At 43.4% G+C, this 11,927-nt stretch carries 8 protein-coding genes; all 8 read left to right on the top strand.

What is annotated here, in order from left to right:
- Positions 1-45: 45 nt before the first annotated feature.
- The 8 genes from gatC to ACWP87_RS07895 all read left to right on the top strand — a co-directional run bounded on the left by gatC (position 46) and on the right by ACWP87_RS07895 (position 11,801).
- Complete coding sequence (gatC, locus tag ACWP87_RS07930) at positions 46-342, top strand: Asp-tRNA(Asn)/Glu-tRNA(Gln) amidotransferase subunit GatC (protein ID WP_005710356.1); 297 nt, start codon at positions 46-48, stop codon at positions 340-342.
- A gap of 3 nt (positions 343-345) precedes the next feature.
- The gene (gene gatA, locus ACWP87_RS07925; protein ID WP_014569420.1) at positions 346-1,800 is read left to right on the top strand and encodes an Asp-tRNA(Asn)/Glu-tRNA(Gln) amidotransferase subunit GatA; all 1,455 of its coding nucleotides are present in this window, start codon (positions 346-348) and stop codon (positions 1,798-1,800) included.
- 1 nt (position 1,801) lies between these two features.
- Entirely contained in the window at positions 1,802-3,232 is a 1,431-nt protein-coding gene (gene gatB, locus ACWP87_RS07920; protein WP_014569421.1) for an Asp-tRNA(Asn)/Glu-tRNA(Gln) amidotransferase subunit GatB, read from the top strand.
- 211 nt (positions 3,233-3,443) lie between these two features.
- Positions 3,444-4,478: a diacylglycerol kinase gene (locus tag ACWP87_RS07915; protein WP_005713716.1), complete on the top strand. Its 1,035-nt coding sequence runs from the start codon at positions 3,444-3,446 to the stop codon at positions 4,476-4,478.
- Positions 4,471-5,847, top strand: a complete 1,377-nt coding sequence (rlmD, locus tag ACWP87_RS07910) for a 23S rRNA (uracil(1939)-C(5))-methyltransferase RlmD (protein ID WP_301688199.1) — start codon at positions 4,471-4,473, stop codon at positions 5,845-5,847. Before ACWP87_RS07915 ends, rlmD begins: the two co-directional genes overlap by 8 nt.
- Positions 5,848-6,549: 702 nt before the next feature.
- Positions 6,550-8,481: a site-specific DNA-methyltransferase gene (locus ACWP87_RS07905; RefSeq protein WP_014569423.1), complete on the top strand. Its 1,932-nt coding sequence runs from the start codon at positions 6,550-6,552 to the stop codon at positions 8,479-8,481.
- A gap of 4 nt (positions 8,482-8,485) precedes the next feature.
- Positions 8,486-11,461 carry a type III restriction-modification system endonuclease gene (locus ACWP87_RS07900; protein ID WP_014569424.1) on the top strand — a complete coding sequence of 992 codons (2,976 nt, stop codon included), beginning with the start codon at positions 8,486-8,488 and terminating at the stop codon, positions 11,459-11,461.
- A gap of 178 nt (positions 11,462-11,639) precedes the next feature.
- The gene (locus ACWP87_RS07895; RefSeq protein ID WP_015764900.1) at positions 11,640-11,801 is read left to right on the top strand and encodes a hypothetical protein; all 162 of its coding nucleotides are present in this window, start codon (positions 11,640-11,642) and stop codon (positions 11,799-11,801) included.
- The last annotated feature ends 126 nt before the right edge of the window (positions 11,802-11,927 follow it).

Here is an 11,927-nt window from a genome sequence, read left to right as displayed (position 1 = left end):
CTATGGTAAACTACGAATGATAATGAAAATGAAAGCGGGGATAGCATGATTTCAAAAGACAGTGTGGCACACGTGGCCAGTCTGGCTAAGCTGCAATTTTCCGAAGCCGATTTGGAGAAGTATACCGGTCAGCTTTCTGAAATTTTGGATATGGTTGAACAATTGGAAAGTGTTTCAACCAAGGATGTACCAGTCACCACCCAAAGCATTCATCTTGAGAACGTGATGCGTCCGGATGTTGCTAAGCCGAGCGAACCAGTCGCCGAATTGCTTAAGAACGTTCCGACTAAAAAAGGAACCTATATTCAAGTGCCGGCGATTATTGACAAGGAGGAGGACTAGGGCGTGGATTATTTTAAAACGAATCTTGATCAACTTCATGAACAGTTACGTTCTGGCAAGCTGACCAGTCGCCAGTTGGTTGATGAGACGCTGGCCGGTATCGATAAAATCGATCCGGAAGTGGCCGCTTTCCTTGCCATAAATGCGGACGGTGCCAAGAAGCAGGCAGCCGTAATTGACGAAGCCGGTATTGCCGATGATCAGCCGTTATCCGGGGTGCCGATCGCGATTAAAGATAACATCGTGACTAAAGGCGTTGTGACAACCGCCGCTTCGAAAATTCTGGAAAACTTTAATCCCATTTATGATGCAACGGTGATGCAGAAGCTGGCCGCTGCCGGTGCGATTAATGTGGGTAAAACCAATCTGGATGAATTTGCGATGGGGTCTTCAACTGAAAACTCTGCTTTCAAAACGACTAAAAATGCTTGGGATCACAGCCGCGTTCCCGGTGGCTCTTCAGGTGGATCAGCAGCGGCTGTGGCGGCCGGTGAAGTGATTGCCGCTTTGGGTAGTGACACGGGCGGTTCGATTCGCCAGCCTGCTGCTTTCAACGGCATTGTCGGCTTTAAACCAACGTATGGTCGGGTTTCCCGGTGGGGGCTCATCGCGTTTAGTTCCAGTCTGGATCAGATTGGAACTTTGACGCGCGGGGTTAAAGATGCCGCTCAGATTCTGAATGTGATTGCCGGACATGATGAACGCGACAGCACCACTGCCGATACGCCGGTACCAGACTTCACGGCCAAAATCGGACAATCGATCAAAGGCATGAAGATTGCGTTGCCTAAAGAATATCTAGGTGAAGGGGTTGACCCTGAAGTGGCAGCTAAAATCAAAGCTGCAGCTAAGCAACTTGAAGCTTTAGGCGCAACCGTGTCAGAAGTTTCCTTGCCACACACCCAATATGCCGTACCGTCTTATTACATCATCGCCAGTTCCGAAGCCAGTTCCAACTTACAACGTTTTGACGGGATTCGTTACGGCTTCCGCGCCAAAGATGTCCACAACATTGAAGATGTCTATGTTCGTTCCCGTTCCGAAGGCTTTGGACCCGAAGTAAAGCGGCGGATCATGTTAGGAACCTTCAGCTTGTCCGCTGGTTTTTATGACGCGTACTTCAAAAAAGCCGGTCAGGTCCGCACGTTAATCACTCGGGATTTTGAAGCTGTCTTCGAGGATTATGATTTAATCATTGGACCGACCACGCCAACTGTTGCCTTCAAGATTGGGGAAAAAGTAACCGATCCGGTTACCATGTACATGAATGATATTTTGACGATCCCGGTCAACTTAGCTGGCTTACCGGCTGCCTCTGTTCCGGCTGGATTTGTTGATGGTTTGCCTGTGGGCTTGCAACTGATTGGCAAACATTTCGATGAAAGTACGATCTTCCAAGTTGCCGCAGCTTTTGAAGCGCAAAACGACTACTTAGCACAGATCCCGGGAGGCAAGTAAGATGAATTTTGAAACGACAATCGGGCTTGAAGTCCACGTTGAATTAAAAACCAAATCCAAAATGTTCTCACCAGCGCCAGTCACTTACGGGCAAGAGCCGAATACCGAGACCAATGTCATTGACTGGGGCTTTCCGGGCGTTTTGCCAAGCATCAACCGCGGTGCATACCAACTTGGCATCATGTTGGCCTTAGCGTTGCATGCAGATATCACTCGGCAGACGCATTTTGACCGTAAAAACTACTTCTATCCGGATAACCCCAAAGCTTACCAAATTACGCAAAGTGAAAAACCACTTGGCACTAACGGTTGGGTTGAAATTGAAGTCGGCGGTAAGAAGAAAAAGGTCGGCATCGCGGAACTACACGTTGAAGAAGATGCCGGCAAGAACCAACATGAAGACGATGGTTACTCTTATGTCGACTTAAACCGGCAAGGCACGCCGTTGGTTGAAATCGTCTCCAAGCCGGATATCACAAGCCCGGAAGAAGCATACGCCTACCTTGAAACCCTGCGCCAAATCGTGCAGTTTACCGGCGCTTCTGATGTCAAGATGGAAGAAGGCTCCATGCGGGTCGACACCAACCTATCCGTTCGCCCAATCGGACAAAAGCATTTTGGAACGAAAACCGAAATTAAAAATTTAAACTCCTTTGTCCATGTTCGTGATGGTTTGGCATATGAAGAAAAGCGCCAGCAAGCAGTTTTACTTAGCGGCGGTGAAGTACGTCAGGAAACGCGGCGTTGGGATCCGGATACTAAAGAGACCATTTTGATGCGGGTTAAAGAAGGCGCCGATGACTATCGCTATTTCCCGGAACCGGATTTACCGCCAGTTACGGTTTCCCAGCAGTGGATTGATGAAGTGCAGGCAACGTTGCCACAGCCACCGGCAGAACGGCGTGAGCACTACATTAAGGACTGGGGCATTCCGGCCTATGATGCTGGCGTCTTGACGCAAACCAAGGAAATGTCTGACTTCTTCGAGGCCACCGTTGCCCAAGGTGCGGACGCCAAGCAAGCGTCTAACTGGTTAATGGGTGAAGTTTCCGGTTACCTCAATGCCAAACACACGGAGCTTGGTGACGTTGCGCTGACACCGGAACACTTAGCCGGCATGATCAAACTCATTGGCGATGGCACGATTTCCAGTAAAATGGCTAAGAAGGTCTTCAAGGAAATCATTCAGCATGACACCGATCCGGATCAGTGGGTTCACGAAAAAGGGCTGATCCAGCTTTCCGATCCGGCTAAGTTGACCCCGATCATTACCACGGTATTGGACAACAATCAGCAAAGTATCGATGACTTTAAAGCCGGGAAAGATCGTGCAATTGGCTTCCTGGTCGGGCAGATCATGAAGCAAACCCATGGTCAGGCGAACCCTAAAGTTGTCAATCAGATTTTGATGACAGAAATCAAAAAGCGTTAAAGGCATTTATTGAAAATTGTGGTACGGTATTCATTGACCACATACGATTGCAACCGATTGACGGCGGTCCGTGGTACACCATTGGGCCGCCGTTTTTCGGGTATTGGTCAGGTTAAGCATGCTTAGAATGTGATGACCTTAGACCACGTGAAAAGAACCCGCAAGTCAGTTGGATTTGGAATTGGCTTGTGCATTGAAGGAGCAGAGAGTCATGAGAAAACGGGCGCGCTTGATTTACAACCCGACATCCGGGAACGAAGGATTAAAACGTTTCGTTCCTGACATTTTAAACATCATGGAACAGGCAGGCTATGAAAGTTCGACCTTTCAAACAACGCCAAAGCCTTTTTCCGCGCGTGAAGAAGCAAAGCGGGCAACCGAAGCCGGCTTTGAGCTCATTGTGGCAGCAGGCGGCGATGGGACGATCAATGAAGTTGTCAATGGGATTGCGCCAGCCAAAAAACGGCCTAAAATGGCGATCATCCCTGCCGGTACAACGAATGATTATGCGCGGGCACTGCGGATTTCCCGTGATGATCCGGTTGAAGCGGCACGGGTTATTTTAAAAGGGCAAACTTTGGCGATGGACATCGGGCAGGCGAACCATCATTATTTTATGAACATCGCAGCAGGTGGTTTGTTAAGCGAATTGACTTATTCGGTCCCATCCGAAGTCAAGTCCATTTTTGGGTATTTTGCTTATGTCATTAAGGGCGCCGAAATGTTACCAGCGGTCCGGACGATGCCGATGAAGCTTGAATATGATGGTGGTGTCTATGACGGGCCAGCCAGCATGTTCTTTCTTGGTTTGACCAATTCGGTGGGTGGGTTTGAACAAATTGTGCCGGATGCCGAGTTGGGTGACGGTAAGTTCTCGCTGATTATTGTCAAGACTGCCAACATGGCCAATTTGTTGAAATTGATGGCGCTTGTCTTCAACGGTGGACGCCATGTTGACGATCCCAATATTGTCTATACCAAGACCAAAAAGTTGAAAGTCAAAACCAGCGGCCAAGACACGCTTAAGATCAACCTGGATGGCGAATATGGCGGCGATGCACCGATGACTTTTGTTAATTTAAAGCAACATATCGCGATGTATGCTAATGTAGACGAGATCCCAACCAAGAATTTAGGGACGGATGCCCAGAAGCAAAGAGACTACATGGCAGAAGTCGAATCGATCTCCCACCGCGACATTGATGGCGATGGTCAAATCGGCGCACAAGATGAAAAGGATGACTAATTTGGCCCAACCAGCTGTTACCAAGAATCAGGATCTGGAAGTTACGATTGAGGATCTCACTTATGAAGGCATGGGCGTTGCGAAAGTCGCGGGTTTTCCGCTATTTATCGAAGATGCGCTACCTGGCGAAAAGATGCAGGTACATGTGCTTAAGACCCAGAAGCAATACGGTTTTGCCAAAGTGGTGAAGCGACTGACCGACTCGCCCGATCGCGTGGCCGGCGCTGATAGTACTTACATTCGCACCGGGATTGCCCCGTTGTCGATTTTGGCTTATCCAGCACAATTAAAATTCAAACAACATCAGATCCAGGAACTCTATAAAAAGGCCCACTTGGCGATCAAAGTGTTGCCGACAATCGGAATGAAGCATCCACTAGGTTATCGCAATAAAGCGCAAGTGCCAGTGCGGTTGGTTCGTGGCGAACTTCAGACTGGTTTTTATAAAAAACACAGCCATGACTTAGTGCCGATTGAGGACTTTCTGATTCAGAATCCTAAAATCGATCAGGCAATCGTTGTGGTTCGCGACTTGTTACGTAAATACCGGGTGCCGCCTTATGATGAACGTACGAACCGCGGCGTGATTCGTAATATCATGGTGCGGCGTGGGCGGGCAACGCACCAGATGATGATCGTGTTGGTGGCGCGCACATGGCAAGTACCGCATCTGAATGATATTGTCAAAGAAATCACGTTGGCTCTTCCGGAAGTCACCAGTGTGGTGGTTAACCTGAATGATAAACGTACCAATGTGATTCTCGGGCGTAAGTCAAAAACAATTTACGGTCGCGACTATCTTTTAGACAAACTATTAGGTAGTGAGTTTCAGATTTCGCCAGTCAGTTTTTATCAGGTTAATCCGATTCAAACTGAGGTGCTTTATACGAAAGCCATTGAAGCAGCGGGGTTAACCGGTAAAGAAACCGTGATTGATGCGTATTCTGGCATTGGGACGATTTCCTTAACCATGGCGCGGCACGCAAAACAGGTCTATGGTGTCGAAGTCGTTGAGTCGGCAGTGCATGATGCCGAGGCAAATGCGGCGCGTAATCACATCAAAAATGTGACGTTTGAGGTTGGTAAAGCAGAGGACGTCATGCAGAAGTGGAAGGACGCGGATCTACCTGTCGATGTCCTAATGGTGGATCCGCCGCGCAAAGGCTTGGATAAAACCTTTATTGACGCGGTGGGGTATATGAAGCCGCCAAAGATCGTCTACATTTCCTGTAATCCCGCTACCCTAGCGCGTGACTTGCAGTTGCTGGCAGCGTTTGGTTATACAGCCAAAGAAACTCAGCCGGTGGATATGTTTCCGCAGACGCAGCATATTGAAAGTGTGACATTACTCGAAAGTATGAGAGAATAACCAACAAGTGTTGATATAACAGTGGCTAAGGATGATTTTAAGTATAAAAAGCTCATATGATAATCATGATCAGTATAATTTTACGTTTCCTTTTTTCTTTAGTATACGATGAATTAGAATAGTACTTTGAGTGGGTTAGCATTTCATTTAATTATTCCAGAAAATGGATGCGATAGAAGTCACGTTAAATACTGATACAGCAAGTGTAGATCGAAGTTATTAAACCGAGGTTGCTGAAAAGTCCCAAATCGTAAATTTGATAATCCCAAATCCCAATTATCTCCAATAATCGTCCGTCCAGTGGGGAACACCACTCGCAAATCGATCTGTTATCAAGGTATTTGGAGGGCCCGTTTTTACGAGATTTAGTTTTTCAGCAGCCTCTATTAAATCAGTAGATTTTTCGCCTAATAATAACTAAACAAAAATGGCTATAACAAGATACATCACATTGAAGGAAAGAAAACCACAATATATAACTAACGAAAAGAAGATGGATTAATCATAATATTATCCTAAAAAATAATACGGAGCATCAATAATAATTGATTCTATTAATTGGCAAGAGTTTAAGAACTTGCTTGCGCAAAAAGGCGCGGATGTTGCTACTGATGTTTTGAGGAGGGTTTCACAGAGCCATAGTGTGCAATCTTTTGAAAATCCGTAAAGCCATACGACTTAATTCGAAATAGGAGAAAGTTAATGCAAACTGATAATGAAAAGTACAATGAAAAGGCACAGCCTAATACTGCCTTTATGAATGAACTGAAGAATAAACTGCCAGAGTTTTTTACGAAGGATGGCTCTTTTGATTTGGAAAAATTTGTGGGACAGTTAAAAGACAAGAATGTTGATGAACTCAGTGAAGGGTATCAGCTAGTTTTTATTGGTAAGAACTATGCACGTCGTCAGGCCGGTGAAATGCCAAGGACGGTGATTGTTCCCGATGAACAGCAAAATAAAAATGAGGGTAAGAACAGTAAAAACCTTTTTTTTACTGGCGACAATCTTGAGGTACTGCGGCATTTGCAGAACAATTACCAGAATAAGATTGACGTCATATATATCGATCCACCATATAATACTGGTAGTGATGGCTTTGTTTACCCGGATTCTTTTGAATATAGTGATGATCAATTGGAAAGAATGTTTGATATTGACGATGATCAGGTGGAACGGTTGAAAAGTATCCAGGGTAAATCTAGTCATTCAGCCTGGCTGACCTTTATGCTCCCAAGGTTAATACTCGCTAAAGGTTTGTTATCTGATAGCGGAGTAATTTATGTTTCGATTGATGATAATGAGCAAGCACAGTTAAAGTTGTTATGTGATGACATATTCGGCGAAATTAATTTTCTGGCTGATGTTATTTGGAAGCATACGCAGCAAAGTAAGAACGATGAGCCTTTCTTTGCTAGAATGTATAACCATACATTGGCTTATGCTAAGAACATAAATAAATTGAACCCGTTCTTTTTAAAGAGAACATCAAAGGATAATATAAACTATTCAAATCCAGACAACGACTCAAATGGAGCGTGGAGAGCAGGAGATGTTAGGAGCCCAAACCTAAGGGCAACATTACGATATAATATTACTGCTCCCAATGGAAAGACCATTTTTCCACCTAAAAATGGGTGGAGATGGTCTAAAGATACAATTAATGAAAAAATCAAATCTGGAGAAGTTGTTTTTAAGCCTGATAATTCTGGAATCATCAGAAAAATTTATTTATCAAGTCAAAAGGGAAGAACTCCCGAAAATATTTGGGCGAATGGAGAAGCCGGAACTACTAGAAGTGCCACTTCTTTATTGAAAGCCTTGTTTGATGGTGTTTCTCCTTTTGGGACACCCAAGCCGGTGGAATTAATTAAGAGATTTTTAGAGTTACAAAATGACGATGACGCTACTGTACTTGATTTTTTTGCAGGGTCTTCAACAACCGCTGAAGCTGTTATGCAATTAAATGTCGAAGACGGCGGTCACCGAAAGTTCATCATGGCCCAACTTCCTGAGAAGACTTACCACATCAATAAAAATGGTAAGGAGGTCCCTACCAAGGGTGGCAAAGCAGCATATGAATCTGGCTTTAAATCTATTGACGAAGTTTCCCGTGAGCGCATTCGTCGTGCTGCCAAGAAAATTAGGGAAGATAACGAGCTGACCTTGCCAGAAGACTTTGATGGTAGTTTTAAACACTATCGGGTCGTTGAACCTGTTAAACAGACACTAGAAGAAATAGGTGGATTCGATCCAAACAACCTCAATCTTTTTACTGACATGGTTGATAGCTTTTCAAGTGAGAGTTTAGGTGTGGCTGGAGATGCATCTGGTACAAAGACTATTTTGACGACTTGGCTGGCAAAAGATGGTTATCCCTTTGATGCCTGTGTTCAGGGCGTAAATTTTGGTAATTATACAGCATATATTATTGATGATAACCGTCTTTATTTGATTGAGGAAAACTGGGGTGCAAAACAGACTAAAGAATTGCTGAATCAGCTTGGTACTCATCATTTAGAAGTGCAAAGCGTCGTTATCTTTGGATACTCCTTTAAACTAGCCGCATTGCACGAATTAGAGATTGGTTTGAAGCAGTTAGACAACAAAGTCACTTTAATCAAGAGGTACTAATGTTATGAAGATTAAACTAGAAACTTTGCAACACCAAACTGATGCTCTTACGGCCATTAATAAGGCTTTCCCAGGCTTAGATACCACGAGCAATGATCCAAATGCTGACTATATCTATGCCAATCCTTTGATTAAATATCGGTATAACGATAAAGCAAATATCGACATTAAGATGGAGACTGGAACTGGTAAAACCTATGTTTACACTAGAATGATGTATGACCTTCACCAAAAGTATGGATTGTTTAAGTTTGTTATTGCTGTGCCTAGTCCCAGCATTAAGGAAGGTACACGTAGTTTTATAAGTAGTGATTACGCAAAACAGCATTTCAGCGAATTTTATGAGAATACCCGAGTTCAGCTAAATGTGATTAACGCGGGTGATTTTGTTATACGTTCGGGGCGACGCAACTTCCCTGCTCAACTATCTGAATTTGTGGAAGCAACCAGGCAAAATACTAACCAAATTGAAGTATTGCTGGTTAACCAAGGGATGTTGCATTCCAAGTCCATGCACAATGATGACTACGACCAAACTTTATTAGGAGGTGAAACATCTCCTATTAGGGCTATTGCTGCAACTCGACCAGTAGTGATCATTGATGAACCACAACGCTTTCCACGAGGCAAGAAGTTTTATGACGATATTGAAGATATGAAGCCGCAATTAATTGTACGTTTCGGTGCTACCTTTCCAGAAACCACAACCGGTCGCGGTAAAAACAAAGTCACCAAAGTCGATTATTTTCGAGGCGAGCCACAATTTAACCTCAATGCCGTAGATAGTTTTAACCAAGGCTTGGTTAAAGGAATCGATATTGATTATCCTGATATGTCGAAAGAGCAAGCCAATAACTTGTACAAGGTTAAACAAGTTAAGGCTAAAGAATTAATTCTGTTCAAAGATGGCAAGGACTACTTATTAAATGTAGGTGAAAGCTTGGCTGATGTGGACTCTGGTTTTGAAGGCAATATCACCTATGTCGGTGGAACTGATCGTGAACTTTCCAATGGTCTTGCCGTATCAAAAGATATGAAACTGATCCCTGGGACTTTTGCAAAAAATTACCAGGATGAAATACTCTCCCAAGCAATCGATTGTCACTTTAAGGCTGAAAGGGAAAACTTTTTGCGCTTGAATTCGGGAAGTCACACGCCAAAGATTAAGACCCTTTCCCTATTCTTTATTGATAGTATTTCTAGTTTCCGTGGCGAAAACAGCAGCAAAGGCTGGCTAGCAAAGCACTTTGAGGAAATTCTAAAGAAAAAACTCACAAAACTAATTGATCGATACGAATTGGCCATTGATGATCGCGAAAAAGAATATCGTTCTTTCTTGCAGGCCACCCTAAAGAGCCTGCAATCAGAACATCAAGACGTTTATGCTGGTTACTTTAGTGAAGACCGAGGTAGCTCGAACGCAGATATCCAGGCCGAAGTTGAAGATATTTTAAGCAACAAGGAAAAACTACTTAGTTTTAAAGACGAAGACGGTAACTGGTTAACCCGGCGTTTCCTCTTTTCTAAGTGGACCTTACGTGAAGGTTGGGATAATCCAAATGTTTTTACGATTGCTAAATTACGAACTTCGGGTTCTGAGATTAGTAAGATTCAGGAAGTTGGCCGTGGCTTGCGGCTGCCGGTAGATGAAACGGGGCATCGCTTAAATCAGGATGAATGGCAGAGCCGACTGTCCTTCTTGATTGGTTATGATGAACGGGATTTCGCTCAGAAATTGGTGGGTGAAATCAATGAAGATTCCCCAGTGAAGTTGAACAAAGAAGAGTTGACTGATGACATGATCAAGTTAATCGTTAAAGCTAAACAGAAAACAGATCCTAAGTTTGATGAGGATCAGCTGCTTGATGATTTAGATAGACATAATGTGATTAGTCGTTCTAATAAGTTTAAACAAGATGTTAATCTCGATGGTGAGGCCATGACTGGCTATGATGCATTATGCCGCCTCTACCCAGAATTAGAACAACAAACGAAAATTGCTAAGGGCAAGGTTCGAGATAAGTATTCTAAAGATAGCACAACTGTTAAATTGCGGAAGAAAAATTGGTTACAGTTGAAGAACCTCTGGTTACAACTTGCTAAACGACAAATGGTTAAGTTTGATCCCTCAGTTAATCGGGATGCCGAAGCTGTTGCACGCGATGTCTTTAATGATAATGACAATAAAATCTTTGTTTTGCAACGTCCTCAAGTGGTGCACCAAGAGGTTGTCACTGATAAAAACATTGCTTCAGTTCAAGAAACTCAGTTAGATTATAATAATGAATATCTAACGATGAATTATGGTAAGTTTCTCAAGGGCTTAGCTAAGCAGACTGATTTGCCTCTTAACCTTCTCAATAACCTGATGATTAAGTCTATCAGGCGCCTGCAAAACAACACTAACTATATTAATGAAAAGACGTTAGAAAACCTTGTTCGCAGCTTTAACAATCAGTTTAACGAAAGAATTAAGACCTCTTATAGTTATGAACCACTAGACTTTGCAGCATCTACATCCATTTATAATGCTGAGAAGAAAGAGTTTGTTAACTCAGTGCCTGCTAGTGTACTTGGCGTTTATCAATCTAATTCAACTTCTGATCCTACTTATTTATATGATCGCCCACCGCTTCGTTATGATAGTGCCGATCCAGAATTAAAGATTTTGCAACGCTCATATGGTCCGAAGATCAGTGTGTTCGGTAAATTACCCAAGAAGGCCATCAAGATCCCTCGCTTTGACAGTGGAACGACGACACCTGACTTTATCTTTAAGATTGAGCATGGTGCTAAACCAATCTATCTGGTAATTGAAACAAAAGCTGAAAATATGCGCTTGGGTGATGAAGAGATCCGTATTATCCAAAAAAAGTACTTTGATCACCTTAAAGAGTCAGGTGTTTACTATCGAATGGCTACGAGTGAACAGGAGGTTCATGACTTAATCAATAAATTGACAAACGGGGAGTTGGACTAGGATACTGTCGCTAATTGTATTAGTCATAGAAGAGAAATTAGAAAAAATCGGTGTTTAACCTAAACTCCAAACTGAGTGAAGCCAGCCACTGGATGTCACCACTGCCGCACTTATCCTTTTTTCTCACGAATGTTGCCACCATACAGTAAGGTAGAGACGAGTAATGAATTTACCCTAGATGTCGACACTTAATTTGATATTCAGTGAACAATATCGATACTGTGGCATTTGTTTGCTAGTTTTTGCGTATATCGCATATATTGAAGAACAGGTAACCCACCGAAACTTTTATCCGGTAGAAGCTTGGGAAAAGAATGCGTTCTTTCTGGATATTGTTTAGTTTGTTCAACAGACAAGTCCCCTATGTGGTGTCTTTTTATTTACTTTGATTAAACTTTCTTAACCTTGGATTGCAAGTAACTAGTATTCGAGGAATGTTGTGATTAATTCAGAAGAAGTACCTAAA

The organism is Lacticaseibacillus sp. 22 (genome assembly GCF_055413445.1).
This window is presented reverse-complemented; position numbering and strand designations above follow the sequence as displayed.